Genomic DNA, 24,325 nt, shown 5'->3' on the forward strand with positions numbered 1-24,325 from the left:
CTAGGCAGAGGCTATGAATCCGGTCATCTGGGCCGGGTTGATCGGGGCGATGGACGCCAGCGGCACGGGCGAACCCCGGGGCGGAAGTGCCCAGGCCGCAACCACTTTGTCCTCCTGCAGTAGCTCCACAACGCCAGCGGCACTGCTGCCCTGCCAGCTCCCCGGGTCGATGGCGGCGCGCACCGCCAGCGATGGCAAGGCCTCCAAACTGGGCCAGGGGATGGGGTAGTTCTGGGGCGTGAGCGTGGCGCCAGTGGTCACGACTTCCAGCGGCGCGTCGTAGGAGGGCACGTAATAAGGCACATCGCAGCCCACAATCAGCTGCTCGCCTTCGGGGCCCGTCGCCGGAAGCTGGCCCTTCTCGGTCATGGACTGGTATTCGGGCGGCACGGATCGCTCCAGATCCTCGGTAGCCAGCCAAGAGCCTTTGCCGCCGGTCACCGATGCCTCGGCAACGCCGGCCAGCGACTGGCGAAAGAACACCTGCCCCTTGCGCTCAAACACCACGGCCGCCTTGGTGCCGCTGGTCGTGACCGTGCTCGCGTCATTGACACCAGCAGGCACAAAGGCCTGTGTCACCACCTCCAGATAGGCCACGAATTCCAGCAAGGGATCGATGTACAGCAACTGCCTGCGCGCCGCGATGCCTTCGACGGCACGGATCGTGAACAGCTCCGGCTGCAACAGCTCGTTGTTGTGGCGCACTTCGTAGCTGTATTCGGTGACCACTTGCACATCGACATCCAGAAGGGCTATCGACCCCCAGGGCGTCTGCAGCAGCTTCTTGGAAACCAGCTGGCCGCTACGCGTCTTGACGGCCGCCTCGCTGATCGCTGCACTGGCAATGAAGTCACGCCACTCCTGCAATACAGCGGCACCAGCTTCTCCCTCGGGTAGCTGAAACAAGAGGCTGACGCGGCCGCCTTCTGGCGGATCTTCGATGTTCTCGACGTTGATATAGCGGTAGAAATATATGCCGTCTCCCCGCGCCAATGCCTGCGAGTCTGCATCCGGGCGATCCAGGCGCACGGTCACATGCTGGCTGTCCTGCGACTGCAGGCTGAAGACTTGCCGGTCATCATTCCAGCCATAGCCCAGCAGCACCGGCGCGCTGCGGGTGAACTCATACTGATAGACCCAATCCCAGGCCACCTGCCTCGTGAAATTGACCTGCGCCGGAGCGATGCCGCCCTCGCGGAACGGAATCACGAACAAGCCGGATTGACTCGACCTCATGGAGCCTTGCGAGCTCTGACGCCATTGCGGCGAAGTGGGAGGAAAGCTCACACCCGCTGGTATCACCACCGTCATGTTGGCCGAGCCGACCGCCACCGTATCCAGTTCATAGCCACCAGCCGAATTGATGCGCAGCTTCAGCTCGTGGGTTAGTGCCTGCTCGGCAATCCACTTGCGCTGCGCCAGGGTCGGCAATTCCTTCAGGCCAATGCTCTGACTAGGGCTCACCACGCCCACGCTCACGCCGGTACCGCCGCGCAGCCGGCTCTCGCGTGCTACCCCGTTCACATCCGCAATCACGGTGTCAGCAGGGAGCACTGGCGTGAAGGTCGCAATGACTTCGGGTACCGCAAACACTTCATCCGGGCTGATGACAAAAGACGCATCGGACACCAGCGGCGCCTCGGCCACACTCACGCTCTGCTTGTCCAGCTTCGCTTGGACATAGACACCATGGACGCCGATAAAACCCAGGCCGCCATTGGCATCACCGTAGGCCATACCCAGGGCAATGCTGCTCGCGCTTCTGGGCTGGGGCACCACGGAGTCGCGCAGTCGGTGCTTGCGATTGGGCATTTCTTCAATGTCGCCCCCTCGGTTCGTCGCGTCCGTGAAATAGCGCGCGCTGCGGTTGGAGACCCAGGCTCCCGTGCCGCCAAATGCACTGTTCACTTTGCGATAGCGCCAGCGGCCGGCGTGGTAGCCGACCAGGTACAGCTGCGCTGCGGTGCGAACCAGCACGCCTCGATCCCCGCTTTCCAGATCGGGCTGCTCGGGCCACAGCTGCACGATGGTGGTATTGCCCACCGTGGTGATGCGATACGGGCTGCCGTCGCCCAGCACGCCGCTTTCGGTGGGATTGGGCACATGCGCAAACGTCGCGCGCCGTGCAAAGCGAGCGAAAGCATCCTGCACCGCCCTCACCTGGTCGCGCGAAGCACTGCCCTCCTCAACACGCAGCTGCACCGGCGCAAGCCCGTTGAAGGGCTCGCCCGTCACCCTGCGATTGAAGGGATTGAATAGCTCAGCCATGCGGCACCGCCATGTACTGAGGAATGCCATTCACCTCGCGGAAGGCCGCGCTTACCTCCTTGGCTGGAGTCTTGAACCGGTTGGCCGTCAGGCTGGTGGTCTGTCCACCGTCAAAGCCGGCCACCACCTCGCCGCCGGCAATGCACAACATGGCCGCGCCCGCCCCGGTGCCGTCGCCCAGCGCCAGCCGATGGCCCGGTGCCTCTATTCCTGAGCCCAGCACAACCGGGCCGCGCTTGGTCGCGGTATAGATCAGGCCGTCAAAGGTTTCCCCGCCCAGGAAAATCAGATCCTGGGTCGTGCCCACATAGATGCCCGTATCCACGGGCACCAAGGCCGTAATCTCTGCCGTCATGGGCTTGAAGTCGCGCCAGTCGCTCAGATGCGGCACGGCGGGTCGGCTGGCCCACAGCACCTTGCCCTGGGCCACAAGCACACGGCCGCGCCAGAACGCCATCAGCGTGCCATCTGGCAGCACCTGGGCTCCCAGCGTGCGGGCCGGCAGCACCAGCGCACTATTGCGCCCGCCGAATTCAAAGCTGCGCTCCACCGCAGTACCGGCAAAGAACATGCCCTCGCCATCGCGCCCGCTCAGGTAGACATTCAGGGCATACCCAGGCAGCTGCGGCAGCCCATCCAGGCGCAGGCCGCCTTGCAGCACCGATACCGGCTCGGACACCCGCACCGGCCCCTCGGCGCGGTCGCTTAGGCGCACATGGCTCAGGCCGTAGCGGTACTGCCCCGGCTCCAACTCGCCAAAGGCAAAATCCAGCGATCCCAGGATGTCCGGCTCGGGCACCGCGAGCATCTGGGCCGTCAGCCCGTCCGTGATGCCGCGCTGCAGCCCCGTCGAAAACAGCGTGCGCCCGTCAGGCAGATTGCAGTACCAGACCCGCTCGGGGCCAATGTTGGGCCATAGCACCGTGGTAAGTCCGTGCGCAGCAATCGAAACCAGTGCCCCCTCGGTCGTCGCCAGCTGAAACCCAGCCCCTTGCCAGAGGTTCTTATGGCAGACCTCAGACAGGCGCTGGTAGCCACCGCGGCGCGATACCTCGCCATCCAGGCCAATGTCCACATCCTTGGCGGCCAGCAAGTCCGAAGCCTTCAGACGATGCTCGGCCTGCACATTGTTGATACCGGTAAAGCTCTTGAAGGTCAGCATTGATTCGTCCTTGCAACGGTCGGGCTGCCCAGCTCCAGGGCAAAGCTCTGGCGAACATGGAAGGCGTAGGTCAGCGGGCCGGGATGGCCCAACTGCAGGGAATCAGCCGACTCGACCTGCACCACCCTCTGCGCCAGCCTGACGGAAGGCACGCCACCCACGGCCAGAGGGATGCCTGCCGGCCGCAGGCCTGTGTGAATCCCCGCCCGCCCCAGAGTCAGAGCATGCCCACTGGCCGGCTTGACGACCTGTACCGTGCGCGGCTGGCCCAAGGCCATGGCTTGGCTGGGTGCAGCCTTGGCTACCTGCACCATCCGCGCGCTGCCCATGCGCAATGCATCCGCGCTTTGTGGCTTCACCACGATGGACGGCAGCTCGATAGCCGCCGCGCCAAAGCGCATCGCGCGCGCCGCCGGCACCTGGTAGGTCACCGAAGGTTGCGGCTGGGCCTGAGTCGCGGTCGCCTGGCCCGCCACGCACATGCCCAGGCCCCAGGGCTTGAGCTCCACATCGGTGCCGGTCTTGACCTTGGCAGCGCCCAGCGCCAGCGCGTCGGCAGGCTCGGGGAAAACCGTCAGCACCAGGCGGGCTTGCCCTTCAACGGCCATGGGCAGCGGTGCTGGGTATAGCGTGGCCTGGAACTTGGCAGTTGGCACGCCGGCCTGCGCCAGCGTCAGCGAAGGTGGGCGAATCGGCTGCTGAATCCTGTGTGCGCCCAGCGCCAGCGCGTCGGCCGATGGCGCCAGCAACACCCGCACAGAGGTTTGCGTGCCGCTGAGCGCCATGGGAATGCCGCGCGTAGGTACCAGCGGTGCTTCGGACGAGCCCCCCGAGCTATTGATGGAAGCGCCATTGATGAGCGGATAACTCATGAACCGCCATCCACCATAAAGACACCGCGCCAATAGAAGCGTCCAGGGATGGGGCCACCGACGCCGGCTTGAGTGACCGTGACTTTAATGTCTTCGACCAGCGCGCCACCGGCGGCAATCGGGATGCGATGGACGCTCAAGTTCCCGCTGGCCACCAGCGAATCCAGGCTCACGGCATTGGCAAAGCGGGTGGGATCGGCCTCGGTGCCAAGGGAAACCACGGGCATCTGCGTCACATCCGTGCTCGCGCGCCCCATAAAGCCCACCTCGGTCACCATCAGAGGGTGGCGAAAGTTGGTGCTCTGCACCACCGGCATGACCTGCGGCACCAGGTTCCCGCGCAGCGAGTTGTCCTCGGTATCAAGCACCGACAAAATTTCGCCGGGGATCAATGCGGGTTCTTCGCTGAAGGTCAGGGAATCAATCGCTTTCTCGACCACCACATCGGCCCAGTATTGATAGCCGTTGGGCGTGGAAGGCGTGAACACCGCGCCTTGCTTGAAGTTGTTGTAGCTACCAGCAGCCCAAGCCTTGGGCGCCCCAATGTCTGCCGGCCAAAAGCCTCCGGTACTCTCATGCGCCAGCGCCAGGTCCTGCCAGATCCGGTAATGGTTACCGCTGTACTCTCTGTCTTTTGGGCGCTGGGCTGGCAAGGGCTGCAGCACGGGGTAGGCGCCGAGCTGCACCGCCCAATCGACGAGCGAACGTGACCTGAACACAAAACTGTTGGTTCCAGCGGGGCGCTTCTCGCCTGCCTCGACCGCAGCACCGAGCAATACCGACTGGTTCTCGCCACCAATGCGCGCCACCGTGCCATCGTCCTGCAAGAACGACTCCAGCATGCCGGCAGTCACATTGGCGCTGACCTTGGTGCCAACAGGCCACGCCTTGGCCAAGGTCCCTTCTTGGGCGCGAAACACCTCAAAGATATTGGTAAAGCGGGTGTATACATGCACGATTTCAAACACACCGGGCATGCTGTCATGGGTGAGCGTGACGGGCTGGGCGCGATCCAGCTGACCAGTACCTTCTACAAACAGGTCCGCATGCGCTGGATCACTCACCTCAAATACGTAGTAACTGCCATCACCAGGAACCCAGGACTCCGGCAGATCTTCATACTGACTGCCATCCGGCAAGAGTGTGTAGTACGGTGGAGGGGTGTCCAGCAACGGGGTCTGCAGCGCAGCTTCAGCGCTATTGCTAAAAAGCATCTTGCGGGCCATGGCGCTCCCCTCCCCCTTACGCCGTGCCCAGCAGGCTGACGATCTTGGCGGCCGCGTTCGACCACTGCACCACCACGCCGCTGCCGTTGGTCGTCATGGGAAAGCCCACCACGCTGGGCAAATACAGCACCACCGGGGAAGTGGCAGCCGTGCCTGTGTCGGCGTAGAGGGCGATGTAAGACGCCGTAGAACCTGCTGCGACCGCGCCAAAGTCCACATCGTTGGCGTCCAGCACGCCGCCCGCCACCGTGACGCCCGTCAAGGTAACAGCCGCGCCCACCACCGCGCCCAGGTCAGGCAGAAACTCATGGGCCGCGTCATAGACATAGCTGCCGGGCAGCATCACGGCCTTGAGCGTCGCGCCGGTCAAGGGTAGCTCGGCTGAGAGCAAACGCTCAGCGGCCTTGGGATAGAACGGCAGACCCACGGCCGCGATCTTGTTGGGGCCGGTATCCCAGGGCACGCGCACCTCGCCACCATTGGTATCCATGGGCAGGCCTTGCACCGAATCCATATAGAACAGCAGCGGCGAAGTCGAAGGGCTACCGGTGTCCATATAGAGCACCACAGCCTTGATCTTGCTGCCGGGAGCAAGAATGCCAAATTCAGCGGGGGCTGCGTCGAACACGCCACCGGTCACGCTCTTGCTCGTCAGCGTCTGATCGGTACCGACACGGGTGACGGCCGACAGAAACTCATGCGCCGCGCTGTAGGTATAGGCGTCAGATACCAGTGCCACCTTGATGGTGGCTGCGGCAAAGTTGATGGCGCCCGAAAGAATCTTCTCGGCACCCTTGGGGTATGCGGTGTTGGACATGGCTGCTCTCCAGAGATTGCAGCCAATGTCCAAGAATCAGGGCTCGCTGGCGAACCCTAGAGGGGTGACCAGCAGTAGCCCAGAAGAATGAGGAATCCCCCGTACGAATCATCAGAGCGCTGACACTCAACTGAAGCGTAAAGATTTGGTTATCCGCGTATTGCGTTGAGTTGCGAAGTCCAGATAATCGCCGAACAAATACTTACGATCGTGAGGGAACCCATGCGGATCAGTCCTGATTCTCGTCATCAAGCTGTCAACGGATGCAGACTGGCCTGCGTGGTGCTCTGGGCTTTGATTCTCGTGGCTTGTGGCGGCGACAGCCCAACTGCCGCTGTCGACAAACCAAGTACAGAGTTGCCATCCACCCCTCCGGAAGTTTCGCCCACCCCACCGGAGGTTAAGCCGCCTACCACCCCTCCAGAAGTCCCCCCCATCTCGACGTTGCCGTTGGGAGGCCTTAAGGCCGACTGCCTTGGGCCCAACTGTGGATCGCTGGCCAATGACACGTACGCAGGCGGCGGGGTTGGCATTTGGAAGGTGTCCAACAGCAGCAACAAGGCAGTCGCCGTACCACTATCCATCAGGGGGCTCAGCGGTCAGGACGTGACATTGGTGTTTACCAATACCACGCTCACATCACAGCCCATGACGCCAATCACACTGACACCAAGTGTTCCGAGATCGTCAGTTCTTCGCTCCATGCAGCAGACAAGGACTTCCCAAGGCATAAGACCCGTTCCATCGGAAATCAGCGAATTCAACCGCGTCGGTGCTCCTGCCTTGCTGAGAAAAAGCAGCTTCGCGCCATCGCGCCGAGCGCTGCAACGTGCGATCCCTCCATCCATTGGCGCTTCCCGCCAGTGGTACGTGCATGTGGAGGCCATGGAAACTCGTCAAGCCACTTTGGTGCGCAGTGCTACACGCGATGGCATGACCGTCAATATCTGGCTGGAGGATGGCGAAGCGGGGGACAACAAGATCTCTGCTGCAGTACTCGACGGAATAATGTCCCGCTTCTTCACAAACTCCAATGCTGTGTACCACCGTGCTACTGCGATGGTGGGCCAGCCTTGGGGTGCCCACGAGTTCGACGACCTGATCCAGACAGAACAACCGCTGGACATTGTGTTAGTCAACTTTGATCGAGATCAGCAGCCATATGGATTGATGGGCTACTTCTGGTCATACAACAATTTCAAAGTCACCCCGAGCACTCCGGAAAGCAACGAGTCGCTATCGGTCTATTTGGACACGGAAACCATTTACCGCACTCCAGGGGACATCGGCTTGAACACCCAGTACAACACACTGGCACATGAATTCATGCATATGGTGAACTTCTATCAGCGCGGCGTGTTGCTTGATAACACCTTCGAAACATGGCTTGAAGAGACTTCGGCGCTGATGCTCGAGGACGTGCTCTCCGACATACTCACACCTGGATATAGTCCAATCCGCGATGGTCGCTTCCCCGACTACTTGAACCAATCCGGCTTCAATTGCAATTTGATTGACTGGGATTTCGACCCTAGCTCCAATTGTTTCGGCTACAGCATTGGAGGCAGCTTCGGAGCGTACTTATTGCGCCACTATGGAATAGGCTTCTACCAAAACCTTCTACGTGGCAACAATTCAGTCGACGGGTTCGTGATTCTGGATAAAGCCATTCGAGATGCCGGAGGCCCTGGGACAGTGGAAGCCATTCGCCGCGCCGCGCTCAATGCTGCACTTCTGCCCGCAAGCGGCTCCCCAGCTGGATTTGGCATGCCTCCGCGAACAGAAAATGGCATCACACTGTATGCTATTGATGGCCCTGCGTACATCTTGGATCGAGTGCTGCCGACCTCTGTCCCAGCAGAACTGGTGCCGCTAGGCAGCTTCCCCGTTGTTCGACCTGCAGTATATGGAACATACACAGAGACCGTTTCAGTGCCGCCAGGCACCACTCTGTCAATCGTTGTACGTTAACCTACCACTAGAGCCTCACCAGAACGGGCAGCGATGTGGCAACCCTTAACTGCCATGGATACGTATTCCAGCGGTGCTACCCCAACGACCGCACCTGCTCGTGCATCTGCTGTCGCAGCGCCTTGGGCGCGGTCTCGGCAATGCGGTCGCTGCGGTCCTTGCCCATCTCCCGCACGCGCTTCCACACATCGGGCATCTTGACCACGATGGGTTGCTCGGGGTTGTCGCGGTTCCAGTCCGCCAGGCGCTCGCGCACCCGTTGAACGGCGGCATCGTCCTTGCGGAATAGCGCGTCAGCCCATTGCGCTTTGATTTCGCTGCTGGTCTGGGTATAGAACGACTTGCTGCGCTGCATGAAGCTATTGGCCTCCTGCACCTCGGCCACGCTCTTGGGCTGGAAACCGATCGCTTTCGCTGCGGCTTCGGCCAGGGTCGTGTCGATCACCTTGTAGCCCTTGGTATCGCGGTACATGCCTGTGGCCACCATGTCCAGACCCTTTGCCAGATTACGCACCGCAGTGGGCGCCCATTCCAGCACTCCCCTGCCTGCAGTTGCTGCATCGCCGTTCACGACTCCCTTGATCACATCACGCGCGCCAGAAAAGCCGCGTGAAACTAGGTCGCCAGCAGGCCCAATGATTTCCGTCATGTCCCGCTCGCGGTTGGGCTTGTCCAGGAACAGGCCGGTACCGGGCAGCAGGTTGCCCATGCCCAGGCGTCCGGACACATCGATGGGCGCGCCCGGCAGGCCAGACAGGCCCTGCTCCATGAACTCGCCCAGCTCCTTGCCCACCACGTTGGCCAACAGTTCCTTGCGCCATTGCTTGGCGCTGATGTTGTAGCCCATCATCTGGCCGGCGCCATCGATCAGGTCCTCGGCATCCTCCATGAAGGGCACGCCGCCGGCGCCGCTCATCAGCAGCAGCATGGCCAGGGCCCAGCCCACCGCGCGCTTGCCTTCTGGGCCGCCCTGGGTCCACATGCGCTGCATCAGCTCCAGATAGCTGACCGAATAGGTCTTGAAGGTGAACAAAGTCCCACCCACTGCGCCGCGCGCCCACTTGGGCTTGTTGGCCTTGGAATAGACGAACTGTGTTTCCAGCACCGCCTTGCGAGCGAACGCCCCCGGATCCGCCATACCCTGGTCCTTGGCAATGCGGTAAGAAGCAATGAAGGTGCTGCGACGGTTGAACTGCTCGGCCAGCGCAAAGGGCTGACCCCAGAGCACCTTGCCCTGCTCCCACAGGTTGCCGGCCTTGGCGCGCAGATCGCCCGTCTTGGTACCGTCGCCCGAGCGCAGCATGCCCGCGCCGCGGGCCTGGGCCATCAGCTGGTGGATTTCCTGGGGACTCACCACGCCGTCATCCTCTGCCGACTGCAGCGCCTTGGCCAGGTCGCTCTCGTACTTGAAACCCTTGGTCCCCATGTCCTTGAGCGCGCGGGCCAGTTGCGCGCCGGCCTTCTTCATGCCGCCGTACTGGCTCAGCCAGGGCAGCGTGACCGCGAATGGCTGGGTCGTATTCACAAAGGCCGAAGCAATGGAACCGCCCAGGTACTGAGCAAACAGCATGCCGCGCACGGCCTGGCCTTCCTCCTGCGGGTCGCGGATGTAGTCGCGCAGGCCCATGGCCAGATCCTTGAGCTCGCCCTGCTCCTTGGGGATCTTGCCGATGGCCGTTTCCATCTTGCCCGCGTTCAGGCCCATGGCCCCGGCGCGTGCGTTGGAGTAAACAAAGTTCGCCACCACTCGCCCCACATCCTCGCTGAAACCGGCGATGCCCTTGCGGTGAATCAGCCGCTTCATGGCGCTGTGGTTGTTCTTGGTGAGCTTCAGAAACTCCTGGAATGCCTTGTCCTGGGCTTCATTGCCCTCGGCTTTCAGGCCCAGCATCTCGCCAAACTGCTCCAGAGTCTCGGGCGTCACGCCGGCAAACAGCTTGTACGCCTCGGCACTCATGGTGCCCGTGGTGATGGTCGCGCTCTTGAACTCGTGCTCGAGTTGCATCTTGGCCCGGTTGGAGTCGCGCGCGGTTTCGTACATGCCGAAATACAGGCGCTCACCATTGGCATCCACCACATCCACCGTATAGCGGCCAAAGCGCGACAGCGGGGCATAGCCGCCCTGCTGCAGATCCACGGCCGTCTCCAGGCGGCGGTTGATCAGCTGCATATAGCCAGCCAGGCGGTCGCGCGAGTCCGGGTCGGCCTTGGCATCCTGCTCCAGCGTATCCAGCAGCAGCTGTGCGGCGGCCTCCACGGAGGGCTGCGCCAGCACCGCATCGCGCATAGGCTCGTACTTCTCGCCCACTATGCGCAGCATGTCGGTGCGGGCCGTCATGTCGATGGAGCGATCGATGGCCGCGCGGGCCTCGCGGTACAGGCTGATCTGGTTGGCATCGGCTCCAAACTGCGCCTGCAGCTCCGCATCGGTCCAGACAATGCCGGCCTTGAGCATCTTGTTCTCAAAGCGCGCGTTGATGTTCTTTTCAAACTGGGCCACAGGCAGGCCCTGCCACATGGCCAGCACCTCAGATTTGATCTTGCCGTGCTTGAGCAGCATCGCCGCCTTGTTGTGGGCCGACAGATTCGCATAGCGCTTTTGCAGATCATCCACCAGGGTCGGCTTGCCGTTCTCGTCGCGCGCCCAGATCAGCGTACCCTCAAACAGCGGTCGGGCCACGGCCTTGTTGTCGGCGGCAGAGACAGGCTTTTTCTTGAGGTCGCCCAGAGACTCCACACGCGGCAGAATGCGCGGCGCCATGTCGGCCGCGTCATTGGCCAGCATGCTCACATCGTCGATGTTTTGCTGGGCCGATTCATAGACCGGCTTGAACGCTGGCGCGCGCTCGGCCAGGTGGCGCATGGTGCCCACGGACTTGTCCCAGAGCGATACCTTGCCCTCGTGGGTGAAAGTCTTGCTCAGCTGGTCAAGGGCGCTGTCCTTGAGGTCTGCGAAGCGCGAGCGGCTGAACATCGGCTCGTCTGCATCGCGCTGTTCCGTACCTTTGGATAGACTGGTGCTCTCCCCCGCAGAGCGGATGGAAGTCAGGTCTTGGCCATCGGCCTTGGCAGATGCGTCCACCCACTGAGCTGCGGGGGATTTTTCATTGGCGGACTGAGCAGATCCACCCCGCTCTCGCTCCAGCGGACTTTTGGTATCCAGCCTCAGCAGGCGGTTGAGTTCGCGTGCAACATCTTCCGTGGCCGCCTTGCCCTGCTGCACGCCATTTGTTAAAGTGGGGGCGTCTCCTGATGTCGTTGAGCCAGACCGTTCGGATGCCTTTTTGGCATCAACACTGGATACTCTCGGCTTCAGGAGATTTTCTTTGAGCGAAACACTATGCAGGTACATCCGTTGGGTGTTGTGGTCACGGCGAACCAGAACCGTCACGATGTTGTCCTTGCCTGAAATGCTCACCGGCGCGGATGTGTAAAAACTATCGGTATTGCCGGCAGTGGTTCGATACACCAGTGCACCACGCTCGATCACATCCTTGACTGCTGCAAAAGCCACCTTCTTGGCATCGTTGGCACCGCCGTGCGCTATCGAGCTTTTGGCAGAGCGCGCATCCAGAACCACCTCACCGAACTCCGGACTTATAGCTTTGCCTCCTTGCTGAGCAAAGAGCTCCGCAGCCCATTGCTCAATGGCGGCATATCCGCCTGATGGCGCGTTCTTCAGATCCAGGACCGCCACCGGCGCGCCCTGCAGCAGCAGAGCTTTTTCCATGTCGGTTTGCGGTTCTGCACGGGAGCCACGGCTGAACGAGGCCACTCCACTCCCAGCCCCTACTGAACCGCCGTTCTCCACCCATGCCCGCGCCGGCAAGATGAAGTTGCGAATCAGCTCAGCATCCGTCAGCGCCAGCGACTTGAAGCCCGGCACGTTGGTGCGCAACCAGGTGCGGATTGCAGCCACGGCACGGCGCACAAAGCCCAACTCGGGCGTGTTCTGCGCCATCTCAGCCAGCACCTCCTCGGCAGCCGTGCGGCGGTCCAGGCGATTGACGCGGCGCAGACCATACTCCTCGATCTTTGCATCCACATCTGCCTTGCGCATGGTGGCCACCTGATTCAGGATCAGGCCCAGGTCCTTGCCGAACAAGCCGCGCAGGCCGTGGTGGCCCAAGGCCTCATGGAATAGCACGCGCGCTGCATCGTTGGGCGTCTTGAGCTTGGACGCCATCAAATACACCTTGCCCTGGTAATAGAAGCCCTCCGGAGCGCCCCGGGCGCCGCCGCTGCGCTGCTTGAGGTCAGCACGCCGCGCGCTCTCGGGCACCACCGCGTCCTGCATATCAAAGGCCACGATCACCTCGGGCCCGTTGGCCCAGGCCTGCCGAATGGCATCGGCCGTGCCCTTGACCGCGCGCACCGCCTCGGCACGGGCCGCCGGCGAATAGCTGGGGCGTACATTCACTGCGGGGGCTGCAGCTGCAGCGGCACTGGCTGACTGTCCCTCATTCATGGCTTGGAGAAAGCCTGCCACATCAAAGTCTTCCCCTTTGGCCGTGCCTGCAGCATCGCGCCGAAATGCTGGCTTTTCTGTACGGGCTGCAGCCGCCTCGCGCATCCTTTCAGGCACGCTCTTGGGCTTCGCTGCTGGGGCTGCAGCGGCCACGCTGGCGGCCTCCCTGGCAGCCTTGGCCTCCTTCATGCGCTCCGGCACCGACTTGGGCGTAGTCACAGGTTCCGGCGACGGGGCTGCTGCAGCTTCCGTGTTGGCGCTGGGCGAAGCCTTCACCGCAGCCAGCGCCTGCTCCACCGGTGCATCCAGCACGATGGCCTTGACCTGCTTGCCTTCATCGGCTGCCGCGACTGCCTGGTGGTGGCCGTCGATGATGTGGCCATCGCTCGACACGATCACTGCGCGATCGCCGGTGGCGCTCTTGGCGGCCTCCACCTTGGACGGAGAGTATTCAGCCTGGGTCGGCTTGAGCTGGGCCGCGTCCACGGTCGTGGTTTCATGGGCAATCCCCTGTGCATTCACGTGCTTGACCAGTCCGCCATGGTTGGCCGTGGGCACCTGGGGCATCTCAGCGCGTGGAATGCCCAGCGTGCCAGTCTCTGCCGCGAACTGCTTTTCATCGCCCACGGGCTGCGCGGCAGGCTTCGCCGGGGCCTCTCCGGAGACAGCAGAAGGCGCTGCATTTGCTACGCTTTCTGCAGCGTCTGGCGCTTTACTGGCAGGCGCTACAAGCGGCTGCACCAGCGAATCCATCAGCTTGTTGCGGATCTTCTCGCCAATATCCGGCCATGCCCGCGTGTGCAGGTTCTTGCGTGCAATGGGGTTCAGGCCTGGCGCGGTGGCCGTCACGGCCTGGCGCTCTACCGTGGTCATGCGTGTCCAGCGTTCGCTGGCATCAAGCTGTCGCTGGCGCTGGGCTTCACGGTCGGCATTGCCTTCGCGCGCGATCTGGGCGGCCTTGCCTACGGCCGCTGTTGCCGCGCCGGCCGCTTCCGAGACTTGCGCTTGAGCTTTCGCAAGGCTCGCGCTCTGGTCTTGCGCTCCAGGGTTCGCAGTTGGGGTGGTGCCATTGCCTACCCCTTGGCCTGCATCTTGGCCAGCTTGCGCTGCTCCTGCTTGCGCAGGTTGCGCGCCGCCTTGCTGGGTTTGATCGGCTTGAGAGACATTGCCATTTGCTCCTGATTCAATAGCTGTCAGCGGTTTTTGCGCAAGCGCTTGGAGTGCTTTTTCAAATTTCTTGGTGCGCTTGTGGTTGGGTCCGTAATGGGCGATGGCCTGCTGCAGCTCCTGCTCGCTCATGTCAGGGACCTGCTTGGCCAGGATCTGGTTGATGCCGGTCAGCTGCACGGGTGCGGGCGCGCCGGCAGTCGAAGCGCCGCGCCCCTGACCACCGGCGGCCTGCAGCTCCAGTCGGGTGAGCTGGGTCTGCAGCGCATTGCGCTGGGCAGCCCTATTGCCGTCCCAGCCCTGGGCCGACCCCTGCTGCTGCATAAAGGCAATGCGATCCTTGAGCTCGTCCATCTGGGCCTGCAGCGATACCTCGCCGGTATCCGGATCCACGCCGGCAGGCACCTGGGGTGCGGCCTGCTGCTGCTCAGCCACTGGCGAGGCCTGGGGCTGCAGCACAGGGGAAGCGCCAGAATCCACAGCCATGGCGGCAGCCTTGGAAAGTGCGCCCGCGCTCGGATCCAGGCCCATGGCCTGAGAAGGTGTCAGCTCTGGCGCGGCCGTCGCGGCAGGTTGCTGGCCAGCAGCACCCAGCTCCGTGCCCCACTCCGGGGCAGGAAAGTCGCGCGTGAAGTCGATTTCATTGCCTTGCGCCTCGGGGGCCGCGCCAGGCAGGGTTTCATAATCCAGATTTGGAGCATTGGCTGGGGATGCCGGCGCTGTGCCGGGCTCCATCTCGGCAGCCGCGCCGGCCGAGGTTGTCCACGCGGCAGGCTGCAAGGCACCGGCGGCCTGATCTTGGCCGGGGATCGCGCCTGGGGCATTGGCTGCAGCGTTCCTGGCATTCGCCGCTGCATCATCGATCTGCTTGTCCTTGAAGCCACGATAGCCAGCCGCGCCAGCACCCATGGTGCCTCCCGACAGGATACCCATCACGATGGCGTCGTCCAGGCCTTCGCTCCAAGACTTGCCCAGTGCCTCGTTCTGCAGGATCTGCTCGGACACAGACTGGGGCAGCTCTTCCAGCACGCCCTCGGTAATCGCGCCCTCGCCCATCTGGCGCAGGATGCTCTTCTGTGCAGGCTGGGCCAGAGGATTGACGGCTGCGGCTGTGGCGCGCTCTGCGGCATGCTTGGCCATGCCTTTGGTGCCCTGGGCCAGCATCATGTCGGCATCGCCAATGCCCAGACGGTTGGCAACCTTATTGCCGGCAAAGCCCAGCGCACCGGTAGCCAGGCCAGTGCCAGCGGCCAGGGCCGCCTGCTTGGCGGTCAGCTCACCGTCTGCTGTCTCCTGACGGATCTGCTCTGCGGCCGAGCCAGCGCCCACCACACCCTCGCCAGCAGCGCCAGCGATGGCAGCGCCCTTGGCCCCCATCTGCCCAAGGCGTGTAGCAGCCATGGCGCCGCGCCCGATGGCACCGCCTGCGCCCATCGCCCCCAGTGATTCACCCACCGCCATAGCGATCAGCGAGGGATTTGAGAGTGCAACAGCAGCCTTTCCGGCGACACCATCTGCATTCTGGAATTCAGCCTTCTGGGCCTTGGTCATAACAGAGTGCCAGCCCTCGGCAATCTCGCGAGCTTCCTTGAACCGGACGCCAGCGCCCTCCAGCGCCTTGCCGGCTTTGCCACCCGACACAAGGTCTGCAACGCCAACTGCCGCCTCCGGCACAGCCAGCGCGGCCTTGACAGTTGTGGCGGCTACGTCCTGGGCTATGCCTTTTATGCCACGAGAGGCAGGAGGTGCAGGCTCTGACCCAAATGCATCCTCATAGGAAAATTTACCAGCCTGCTTTGATGGGGGGCTGCTATCGGCGGGCGCCTGTCCGTAGGCATCTTCATAGGAGAAAGTGCTTTTGCTCATCCCCCAATGACACCTCACTCCAAGCCGAAGTGTCGAACCCTAGTCGGTGGACATCAGGCCATAACGAATCATGAGGTCAAATGTGGAAAAGCCCCACACTAGTGGGGCCTGCCATGTTGGTGTGCGATCTCAAAAAAGGTCACCAACCTCCAAGATGCGAAAGTTAGAGTGATTTAGGAGCCGCGTCGTTCGTCCTTTGATATGAATATCACCACGGCACTCTATCCACTTTCGCTTATCGTGAGCGGTTACAGCCTCATGGTATTCCTTCGCATCTAACTCGATGTTCACACTACGAGTCGAATCATTAACTGACGCTTCGATCGCAACTTTCCCAACATTGGATCCATTGTCACGATGCAACTTCCTGACGAAACCTATGATTGTCTGGTTGCGAAGGACATAGTCATCTCTGTAGTAATTCGCAGCGACTTTCAGAGTTTGAACATCCTCTGAAACAAATGAATAGACCTTGGTCACTCCATCGAACCACGGGCCAGATGCCCCACTAATGCGAATTTCAAAATCTCGCTTCTGCCCCTCTCCACTGAATCCCATCAATGCATCGCACAGGTTAGCACTCGCACCTGAAGCGACTGCTTTGTCAAAGGCAGCCACATCACCAGTTTGATCATATTGGCCGCCCGCTGTTCTTAAGGCGTCTAAGCCATGAGCCAAGCTCAGCGCTACCCCCTCTACTGGTTCCGCTCCTTGAATTGAGTCCTGTCGAGGAGGATCCTGCTGCGGCACTAGGACATTGACCACGTAGCTGCCCACTTGTGTTTGCCCGAGTAGCAGTGAATCAATGTAGCTAGCAGCTTCCTTGGGAGGTTTTCCAGCGAATTGCTTACGCTTCGCAAACATAGCCATGGCTGCCGACATGAGCATTTCTTTAGCTTTCGAGACAAGCAAGACTCCATCGCTGATCGGGATGGCGCCACCTTTAGTGTCTGCGCCGATCACTCGTATAGAGACGATGCTGGAAAACAGATCCAAAATTTCGCTCGTAATGTCCTCAATCGATCTCTTCTCAAATCTAGCTATCGATTCGACAACGTCGCGCATGCGCTCTGCATAGTCCTTGAGGTCCACAGAGGTCGGCAGAAGCACCTCGGCATCCATGACCTCAGCCCGATGCCATACGGAAGCGACATCACGAATTTTTCCATCAAGAGACCATCCATTTTTTTGCAGGTAGGTCTCAAGCTGCTTAATAGTCACGCTCTCAAACGAACGATGTGTACGACTTGTCATAAGCCCTCCAGCCTGCTGGCTGCATCCATCATCTGCCGCAACACATCCGTTGTGAGCTTTTGACGCAGAGGTACATCGACAGTGATGGTTGAGCTATTTTCCGTGGCTGGGGCATCCCGAAGCGATACCCAGTAACAGCAATTGTTCAAAGCCATGTGCTTTTTGCGGTGCGAAATCCACTGATCTGTAACGTTCGGAACAATCAGCACGGCAAGATACCGAGGAACAGCGACGTTCTTCCCACGCAAATCATCGTAATTTTTCCTTGACAAAGGAAACTTGATCACTCCCTTGTTGATTAAATTCTGTGAGGTGCACTTCATCTGCAATTGAATTGCAGGATTTCGGACAAGCGTGCCCACATAACCTTTGGTCTGAAAAGTTACATCAACGCTATCGTCGTCAACCCTAAACTCGCCTCGATTCAGCCCTGCCTGCGCCGCAAGCGCGCACAGATAAGCATGCTGGAATTCCTCTTTCTGCTTATTCGGATCCATCCACATCTCCTGTAACCACATGCTACAAGAATCAATGGAGCCAAATACTGTACATATATACAGTTATACAGCAACTCTTGAAAGTTCGATGGCGTTACACCCATAATTTTCGATCGTGGAGACTCGGAAATGGGCTAAAGGTATGGCAAACGCTGCTACCTAGTGTGGTAGTTGGCTCTGCTACAGTTCCCTTGCAGGAGGGAACATGCAAAAGAGGATGAGAGCGATGCTAGGTGGCGCACTGCTGGCGCTGGTCGCCGCGCAGGCCCAGGCAGCCAACTACGCCACCTGCATCCTGGACAAGGCCCCTGGCGCAGTAAACGACATTGCGGCCCAAGCAGTACACCAGGTTTGTCTAAAGGCAAACCCAGGTGCCATTCAGGCAGTCCAGCAAGGTTCAGGTCGCGGCCTCATGGGCTACAACTCTGGCGCCGAGTGTGTCGTAGCTAAGGCCAAGGACACTCGAAGCAACCAGGCTGCAGCCATGATCGGAGTCGCCTGCAGGAAGCTGTATGACAAGCCCACCTTCACATATGAAGAGGCCTACGGCTCAGGACGCTAGCCAACCAACTCAAACTCCGATCCATTCCAGCGCGCTTGTCCGCGTGGAGTTTGATAGACCTGACCAGCTTTCAGCGAGTCCTTGGCGGGGACCGGCGGTTTACCGCCAACTCCACCCACCTCCTGCACATCTCCAGTACGGCTGTTGTAGCGAATGACAGACCCTGCAGTTGTGGAGCCGTCCAAGTTCTTGGTTGCAGGCGTGACTTGCACCTTCCAATCAGCTTCATCCTTGCCTGAATAAGCGCGCATCTGGTTTGCAAGCGCGGCCTGCTCTTCGGGAGTCTTGGCATTGATGTATGCCTCCTGCAACTGCCCCAAGCGCTCGGCTGCGCGAATCTGTGGCGCGCGCAGGCGTTCGTCGCTGTTGATGCGCTGAGCATCGAGCTGGTTGCGCCGCTGATCGATATCCAGGCGGCGCAGTCCCAAGCCCAACTGCCCCTGCGCACGGCGATCAGCACCCGCCTCAGCCATGGCCGCGCGGTGCAGGCCTGCATTGACTTCATTGGTGCGCAGTTGCATATCGGGCACTTTGCCCTGAGCCGCCAGGTCGGCGCGACTCGCATCCAGGAAGTTCTGGGCTGCAGGATTGTTGGCCGCGCCTCTTCCGCCCCAGCGCTGAGTGTTCATGATGGAGCTGGCTGAGGTTTCCAGATTCTTAAGGCGCTGGCGCGCTGCCCAGTCATTGCCACTATGCGCAACGGCAGGCGCGCGCAGGCCAAAGCCACCCTCATCCGATGGACCACCAGCGCCCCCCGTGGCTGCATTGGAAGCTGCAAGGTTGTCAGCAGCAGCCAAATTCCGCGCATTTGGCTTGCCAGTGAATCCAGCCGGGAAGCCCATACCGCCTGCTTGGTCACTGTACTGGCCGCGCCCATGGCTGTACACGCCCTCCATCACCTGGTTGCTCGGGGTTTCCGCCGCTGAGCCTGTCGGAGTTGTAGATGCACTCTGGCTTGCAGGCGCCGGATTGGAGGAACCACGGCCAGCGCCGGCGGAAAAAGTCGCAGGAGGAGAGGCTGCCACGGCTGCTGCAGCCGCCGGCGAAGCACCACCATAGAGCCCAGCACCAATGGCTGGAACTGCATTTGCCGCGCGGCCAGCGCTATTCAGTGCAGTGGATGCCGCGTTGAGGCCGCGGCTGATTGCGCCGCCAGTCGATGCAACACGGCCAACACCGCCCAGCCCGGGCAGGGAAGCCACGGCATTGCCAATATTTCGCCCCGCTTCGGTATTGCTCCAAGAGTCCTGCGATCCATCAGCAGCGGGTGCCTTGGGCCCGCCGGTTGGGATCTGAGCCAAAGCATCAGCGCGCTGACCGTCCGTCATGCCGGCTGGCGCTGGTGTTGGACTGGCCGCTGGCGCGCTGGGTGGCGCGCTGCTGAATCCGCTGTTACCCGGCAGGCGGTTGCCTGGGAAGGTATTGCTGGGGCTCGGAGCCGCGCTCAGCTTCAGGCCCAGTCCGGGCAGCTGATCCTCTGGCGCGCCGCCGTTGGCAAAGAACACCTCTGGCTTGAGCCCCAGTTGTGGCGCGGCCTTGGATTGCGCGCCGCTGGCGCGGGGTGCATTCAGACCGTATGCAGCCACAGGCGTATGCGTGGCATCCACTACACCCTGAAGTGCTTGCTTACCGCCCATGGCATGCACAGTATCGGGCGGCAGTACGAATTCGCCCGGCTTGAACATGCCAGGAATGCTGTCGGGCGCCTGGTTCTGGGCTTGGGCTCTGGCTTTGTCCAGCTTCGCGCTCTTGTCTGTGGGGATAGGTTTGGACAGTCCGAACATGCGGCACCTTAAAAGATGTAGGTCGCGTTGACCTGGGGAACATCGTGGCGAGTGGCGCGGCGCAGGTCTGCATCGGGCCGCGCGCCAAAGTAGCCGGTAAAGGCCGCCTCGGCCGTGGCCGCGCGCTGCGGGTCAAACCCGTCGCTATCGGGCTGGCTGAAAGCCCGGTGCAGCGCCCAATACACCAGATGCTGGTGGCTGGCCGCGTGGATTTCCGGCTTGTCGGTATCGTTGGCCAGGGGTTTGAGCGGCAGGCGGTAAGCCTCCAGCGTCAGCACCCCAGCCTCGCGCGGCGTGGGCACCAGGCGCAGCGCGCCCTCGGTCTGGATGGCATACATCGCATCGCAATCCAGGCGCACACGCCAGTCGGGGTGGTGTCGATCCAGCCATTCGCGCGTCACCAGATCCACGGCCTTGCCACGATGGGCCGCCGCGCTCGTCTGCCAGTGCAGATGCGCGATTTCATAAACCTTGGCGTGGAGCTGATACGAAGCCTGACCCGCGTTCACCGCAATGGTGGTCACCGCCGGCGTGCTGTCATCGAGCAGCAGACGGCCGCGCACGGCTGCCTCGTCCTGCGCTTCATTGAGCCAGCGCGTTACAGCGTCGTCTTCCCACAGATAGGGCTCCAGCTTGTCGGTGGCGTCCTCGCGGAAAGAGGCAATCAGGTCCTCGAGGTTCATCAGCGCACCCCGAACTGGTGAATCAGGCCGTTGACCGTAATACGCATTTCGTCCACCTTGGCCTTGGCATCAAAGGCGTGGTCGTACTTCTTGGCGTACTCGGTAAGCGCTGTTTTGTTCATGCCTTGCACGGTGATCAACATGGCTTCGCGCTGGTCGTCCACTTCCTTGGCCTTGTCGTCCAGCGCTTGCTGCTCGAGCGCTGCAATCTCTTGCTCAGTGAGCTCAGGCTTCTGCGCATTGGATGGGTCGCTGCTTTGATCTGCAGTCAGCATCGCGCCCAGTTCCAGGCCTTCTGTGCCGGTCTGCTCCTGGCTCAGTTGCTGCTGTTCAGCAGCCGCGGGCTTGAGGTCTGCAGTGCGCTTGAACTCCACAAACTTGAGCAGCGGCTTGGCAATGGCTTCGCTCACCAGGCGCTCCTCTTCGGGTTGCCAGATGTGGCCCGTAGCGCGGTCACGGTAGATTTTTCGGCCGATATAGGTAATGCGTACAAAGTTCATGATGCTGGGGAGTGTTCAGATGGACGAATACGGGCGCTACCCAAAGGCAGGCCCGCATCCTGGGAGCGCTCTTTACAGGGCGCCGGTGGAGATGGCCTGCACCACCACATCGACGCGGGCGGCCTTGGCATTGGCCGCGCCCGAGGTGGTCAGCACCAGATAGGCATCCTTGGGCAGGGTCACGGGCGCCTTAGTGGATGTATTGCGCAGGCGCGCGGCGGCGGCCAGATCCAAAGCCGCGCCAAAGTAGGTAGCATCCTGGGGCGTCTTGGCGTCGTCCACAGCATCGACGTATTCAAAGCCCAGGTCGCCCTTGACGGTGGCGGTCAGGCCTACAGAGACAATGGCAGCGGAGTCCACCAGCGTGGAGCCAGCAGGCAGCACGCCCAGACGCACCTTGTCGCCGGCGGCCAAAGGCACATTGGAGTCAGCGTCCAGCGCGCCGCCGTTGGCGCCTGTCTTCAGGATGAAATGCAGGACATTGAGGTTGCCCCAGGGTGTCGCACCGAGTTGGTTGCGGTGCTTTTGAGAGTTGGTCACGGTGGCCATGGTCGGCTCCTAGATTGAAACGAGAGGAATCACTCCATCCAGTCAGGCAAGGCGCCGCACCATGGCCGCGCCCTGCTCTGCCGGATTACTGGCGCGCGCCGATGATGGGCACTGCGGTATCGAGGGCGATCACACCGTGGTCGGTGTAATGCTTGGTGCCATTGCCTTGGTCAACGGCCCAGCGCACCTTGGATGTGCCTTGGATGGCGCCAATCAGCAGCTCCATCTTGTCGTCGTGGTCGAATTCCTTCTCCTTCCAGAAGAAGGGCATGCCACCATGGCGGCTGGAAGCAAACGCTTGCGCCAGAGCCTGGCCGCCCAGCAGCAGCGCGCGATCCACGGCATGGGTCGTGCCGAAGCTGGCCGGCACGATGCAGGAGCTTTCCTGATCGCTGGTGTGGCTGGCGCAGTACTTGATGGTGTCGCCGGCATAGAAGCGGATGGGGCGCGGCTGCTTGCAGATCAGAATGCCGTTCCACAGACCCACTTCGCCCAGGAACAGAGGATGACGCTCGGCCTGGCTGGCGCGGGTCAGTGCGTTGGCCTGGAATGCGCGGAAATCCTTGTCCTGCGAGAACTGGTGATATTGAGCGGGGCTCACCATCAGCATGCGCAGAGGGGAATCGTCGGCGGCATGGTCGCCTGGCAGACGGATCGCAGGGGGCGGCAGCGCGATGGACTCCACCAGCGTGCGGCAGGCATCCACAATCGTCATAGTCAGCGCATCGGTGGATGCGATATCCATTTCGCCGGCATTGACCGCGAAGCCCTTGATCGCATCGCCATCGGCCACATAGTGGCGGTTCTTGGTGGGAGCCAGCACGGGGTTGACCGCAATCGCTTCAAAGTCCGCGTGCTCTTCGGTGGGAATGGCCCACTCGATGTTGTTGTGGAAGCCGCGCGCGCCGGCCAGGTGCATCAGCGATCCCTGGTCCTGGTAGCGATCCATCAGGCCTTGGGCGATGGGACGGCCAATCTTGCGAAACTCGACGGGCGAGCGCAGGTCGGTCATGGTGTCGCCCACATCCACGGGGAAACGCGCCTGGTTGACACGCACGCGGGCCTTGTCCAGCGACACGCCCGTGCCCTTGCCCTCGGCCATGCGGGCACCCATGATGGGGTACGCGCCTACGGGCTGCACAAAGTGGAATTCCACCTCATCGCCCTTGCCGCGCGACAGGTCAACGGTACGCACAATGGGCATATCGTTGGTGGTCTGCTTGCGCAGCGTTGCAGCTGCCGAGCCCTCGCCCTTGGGCATGGTGCCCACCATCTGGTTGAGCTTGGAGTTGCGCTGCATGGACTGCGCGAACAGTCCGGCAGCTTGTACGAACTGCGCATTGGACGAACCTGCGCCTACACTGGTCTTGGACATATCAAGTCCTCCTGCTATGGGACAAGGGCGCTCTCATCACGAGATGGCCCGGGAAATGGTTTGTGGCGGGCCTGACGGCTACACCACGCTATTCATCAGACTGGTCTGGCGGTCGCGGGGCAGGCTGCTCACGTACTCCAACAGAGCGGCCGGATCGCTGGCCAGCGCAACTGCGCGTTCTGCCTCCGTGCCTGCGGGTGCCGCTCCGGGCAGACTCGACAGGCTCACGGGGGGCTCGGTCTTGGCGTTGGCCAGGGCCTTGGCCACTGCTTCGGCCGTGGGATCACCAGCCGCCGTGCCGGCCGTGCCCGCATGGAACTTCTTGAACTGGCCGAGCAGGTCAATCACATCCTGGGCGGTACCCGCTTGCAGGGTGCGGTCGATGGCTGCCTGCATGTATCCAGGCTGACCAGACTTCCAGCTGGCGAACTCCTTGGATTCAGCAACTTCAAAGGCATCTTTGTGTGCGTCCAGAATCTTCTGGGCGTGCACCTGCTCTGCCGTCACGGCCTGCTCACGGGCTTGCGCCTCGCGTTGGGGTGCCAATGCAGCCTCCACTCGCGCGGCGACTTGATCAGCAACCAGCTTGTTAATGCCGGCTGCAATGTCTTCTTCGGAAAAGCTCCCGAACAGAGAGGCGTCAGCGCCACCGTCCACCAGGCTCTTGGCCGCTGCTAGGTTCTGGTCGGCCTGGGTCGGTGCCTTCCCGGCATCCGCACGGGCTTGGGCTTCGGCCTGGGCATGCTGCAGATTGGCAGCCTGTGCGGCCGTCATCTGCTCCAGCTGGGCGCGCAGTTGGTCGCGCTCGGCAATAGCCGAGTCGCGCGCGGTGCGTGCCTCTGTCAGCTTTTCATAGGGGATGGTGTAGCCACCGGACTTGCTTGCAATGGGCGCGCCCTCGTGCTCTTCCTGAGCCGATGCGTTTGCGGCAGTGCCTGCTGTGGTGGCTGTGTTGGCGGCTTCAGCGCCGGCGGCAGCTTCAGTAGCGGCCTGGGTGCTCTCGGCGTTTGCCGGGGCGGCCGTGCCTTGGGTTGCAGAAACGCCAGAAGACCCGGAAGCATCCGCATCCAGATCCAATTCGCCTGCAAAGGCTGCTGCCAAGAGTTTTTGAGCTTCGTTCACTCTGCTGTGCTCCGTTCCCAGCTATCCGGCTGGGCCTGTTGGTGGGGCACACCGATTCGAGGATCAGGCCAGGGCCGAAGCCCTGACCATCACACTCTCCAGCGGTGGGAATGGGCCGACTCATCACGAGTGGGCTGTATCTCTTCGCTTTCGCGCTTCGATGGAATGAAGTGTCTCCGGTC

At 61.7% G+C, this 24,325-nt stretch carries 16 protein-coding genes; 2 read left to right on the plus strand and 14 right to left on the minus strand.

Annotated elements, in window-relative coordinates:
* From Cth01_RS16415 to Cth01_RS16435, 5 genes are read right to left on the minus strand one after another with little or no spacing between them, the layout of a single operon-like run.
* On the minus strand, positions 1 to 2,268 hold the full coding sequence (locus Cth01_RS16415; protein ID WP_045839769.1) for a hypothetical protein: 2,268 nt from the start codon (positions 2,266 to 2,268) through the stop codon (positions 1 to 3).
* A complete protein-coding gene (locus tag Cth01_RS16420) occupies positions 2,261 to 3,430 on the minus strand; it encodes a hypothetical protein (RefSeq protein ID WP_045839770.1) in 1,170 nt (389 codons plus the stop codon). Before Cth01_RS16420 ends, Cth01_RS16415 begins: the two co-directional genes overlap by 8 nt.
* Positions 3,424 to 4,302 (minus strand): hypothetical protein, encoded by an 879-nt coding sequence (locus tag Cth01_RS16425; protein ID WP_045839771.1) that lies wholly within the window; start codon positions 4,300 to 4,302, stop codon positions 3,424 to 3,426. The genes Cth01_RS16420 and Cth01_RS16425 overlap by 7 nt, the downstream gene beginning before the upstream one ends.
* A complete protein-coding gene (locus Cth01_RS16430) occupies positions 4,299 to 5,528 on the minus strand; it encodes a hypothetical protein (protein ID WP_045839772.1) in 1,230 nt (409 codons plus the stop codon). The genes Cth01_RS16425 and Cth01_RS16430 overlap by 4 nt, the downstream gene beginning before the upstream one ends.
* A gap of 16 nt (positions 5,529 to 5,544) precedes the next feature.
* On the minus strand, positions 5,545 to 6,345 hold the full coding sequence (locus tag Cth01_RS16435) for a hypothetical protein (protein ID WP_045839773.1): 801 nt from the start codon (positions 6,343 to 6,345) through the stop codon (positions 5,545 to 5,547).
* A 222-nt stretch (positions 6,346 to 6,567) separates the two neighbouring features.
* On the opposite strand from Cth01_RS16435, the gene Cth01_RS16440 reads away from it, so the two are divergent.
* The gene (locus Cth01_RS16440; RefSeq protein ID WP_045839828.1) at positions 6,568 to 8,316 is read left to right on the plus strand and encodes a M30 family zinc metallopeptidase; all 1,749 of its coding nucleotides are present in this window, start codon (positions 6,568 to 6,570) and stop codon (positions 8,314 to 8,316) included.
* Between the two features lie 76 nt (positions 8,317 to 8,392).
* Here the strand turns inward: Cth01_RS16440 and Cth01_RS16445 are convergent, their stop codons facing one another.
* From Cth01_RS16445 to Cth01_RS16455, 3 genes are all read right to left on the minus strand, one after another.
* Positions 8,393 to 15,592: a PLxRFG domain-containing protein gene (locus Cth01_RS16445; RefSeq protein ID WP_139032123.1), complete on the minus strand. Its 7,200-nt coding sequence runs from the start codon at positions 15,590 to 15,592 to the stop codon at positions 8,393 to 8,395.
* Between the two features lie 354 nt (positions 15,593 to 15,946).
* The gene (locus Cth01_RS16450; protein WP_045839774.1) at positions 15,947 to 17,071 is read right to left on the minus strand and encodes a hypothetical protein; all 1,125 of its coding nucleotides are present in this window, start codon (positions 17,069 to 17,071) and stop codon (positions 15,947 to 15,949) included.
* The gene (locus tag Cth01_RS16455) at positions 17,068 to 17,568 is read right to left on the minus strand and encodes a DUF4365 domain-containing protein (RefSeq protein ID WP_045839830.1); all 501 of its coding nucleotides are present in this window, start codon (positions 17,566 to 17,568) and stop codon (positions 17,068 to 17,070) included. Before Cth01_RS16455 ends, Cth01_RS16450 begins: the two co-directional genes overlap by 4 nt.
* A gap of 205 nt (positions 17,569 to 17,773) precedes the next feature.
* Between Cth01_RS16455 and Cth01_RS16460 the strand changes: the two genes are divergently transcribed.
* The gene (locus Cth01_RS16460) at positions 17,774 to 18,130 is read left to right on the plus strand and encodes a hypothetical protein (protein WP_233425207.1); all 357 of its coding nucleotides are present in this window, start codon (positions 17,774 to 17,776) and stop codon (positions 18,128 to 18,130) included.
* On the opposite strand, the gene Cth01_RS16465 is transcribed toward Cth01_RS16460, so the two are convergent.
* From Cth01_RS16465 to Cth01_RS16490, 6 genes are all read right to left on the minus strand, one after another.
* Positions 18,127 to 19,914, minus strand: coding sequence for a hypothetical protein (locus Cth01_RS16465; protein WP_052703360.1), 1,788 nt, complete (start codon positions 19,912 to 19,914; stop codon positions 18,127 to 18,129). The two genes, Cth01_RS16460 and Cth01_RS16465, sit on opposite strands and share 4 nt — an antisense overlap.
* Before the next feature lie 8 nt (positions 19,915 to 19,922).
* Positions 19,923 to 20,597 (minus strand): phage adaptor protein, encoded by a 675-nt coding sequence (locus Cth01_RS16470; RefSeq protein WP_045839775.1) that lies wholly within the window; start codon positions 20,595 to 20,597, stop codon positions 19,923 to 19,925.
* On the minus strand, positions 20,597 to 21,097 hold the full coding sequence (locus Cth01_RS16475; RefSeq protein WP_045839776.1) for a hypothetical protein: 501 nt from the start codon (positions 21,095 to 21,097) through the stop codon (positions 20,597 to 20,599). Before Cth01_RS16475 ends, Cth01_RS16470 begins: the two co-directional genes overlap by 1 nt.
* A 72-nt stretch (positions 21,098 to 21,169) precedes the next feature.
* Entirely contained in the window at positions 21,170 to 21,646 is a 477-nt protein-coding gene (locus Cth01_RS16480) for a hypothetical protein (RefSeq protein WP_045839777.1), read from the minus strand.
* Positions 21,647 to 21,731: 85 nt separating this feature from the next.
* On the minus strand, positions 21,732 to 23,021 hold the full coding sequence (locus Cth01_RS16485; RefSeq protein ID WP_045839778.1) for a phage capsid family protein: 1,290 nt from the start codon (positions 23,019 to 23,021) through the stop codon (positions 21,732 to 21,734).
* Positions 23,022 to 23,099: 78 nt separating this feature from the next.
* A complete protein-coding gene (locus Cth01_RS16490) occupies positions 23,100 to 24,143 on the minus strand; it encodes a hypothetical protein (RefSeq protein ID WP_052703361.1) in 1,044 nt (347 codons plus the stop codon).
* Positions 24,144 to 24,325: the final 182 nt, after the last annotated feature.

Origin of the sequence: Comamonas thiooxydans (assembly GCF_000964545.1) — a bacterium.
In the GTDB taxonomy this organism is placed as follows: domain Bacteria; phylum Pseudomonadota; class Gammaproteobacteria; order Burkholderiales; family Burkholderiaceae_C; genus Comamonas; species Comamonas thiooxydans.

Bases quoted from the DNA above. Each gene is read 5' to 3' on its own strand.
- Cth01_RS16415 (WP_045839769.1), bottom strand. From the start codon at position 2,268: ATGGCTGAGCTATTCAATCCCTTCAATCGCAGGGTGACGGGCGAGCCC.
- Cth01_RS16420 (WP_045839770.1), bottom strand. From the start codon at position 3,430: ATGCTGACCTTCAAGAGCTTTACCGGTATCAACAATGTGCAGGCCGAG.
- Cth01_RS16425 (WP_045839771.1), bottom strand. From the start codon at position 4,302: ATGAGTTATCCGCTCATCAATGGCGCTTCCATCAATAGCTCGGGGGGC.
- Cth01_RS16430 (WP_045839772.1), bottom strand. From the start codon at position 5,528: ATGGCCCGCAAGATGCTTTTTAGCAATAGCGCTGAAGCTGCGCTGCAG.
- Cth01_RS16435 (WP_045839773.1), bottom strand. From the start codon at position 6,345: ATGTCCAACACCGCATACCCCAAGGGTGCCGAGAAGATTCTTTCGGGC.
- Cth01_RS16440 (WP_045839828.1), top strand. From the start codon at position 6,568: ATGCGGATCAGTCCTGATTCTCGTCATCAAGCTGTCAACGGATGCAGA.
- Cth01_RS16450 (WP_045839774.1), bottom strand. From the start codon at position 17,071: ATGACAAGTCGTACACATCGTTCGTTTGAGAGCGTGACTATTAAGCAG.
- Cth01_RS16455 (WP_045839830.1), bottom strand. From the start codon at position 17,568: ATGGATCCGAATAAGCAGAAAGAGGAATTCCAGCATGCTTATCTGTGC.
- Cth01_RS16460 (WP_233425207.1), top strand. From the start codon at position 17,774: ATGCAAAAGAGGATGAGAGCGATGCTAGGTGGCGCACTGCTGGCGCTG.
- Cth01_RS16465 (WP_052703360.1), bottom strand. From the start codon at position 19,914: ATGTTCGGACTGTCCAAACCTATCCCCACAGACAAGAGCGCGAAGCTG.
- Cth01_RS16470 (WP_045839775.1), bottom strand. From the start codon at position 20,597: ATGAACCTCGAGGACCTGATTGCCTCTTTCCGCGAGGACGCCACCGAC.
- Cth01_RS16475 (WP_045839776.1), bottom strand. From the start codon at position 21,097: ATGAACTTTGTACGCATTACCTATATCGGCCGAAAAATCTACCGTGAC.
- Cth01_RS16480 (WP_045839777.1), bottom strand. From the start codon at position 21,646: ATGGCCACCGTGACCAACTCTCAAAAGCACCGCAACCAACTCGGTGCG.
- Cth01_RS16485 (WP_045839778.1), bottom strand. From the start codon at position 23,021: ATGTCCAAGACCAGTGTAGGCGCAGGTTCGTCCAATGCGCAGTTCGTA.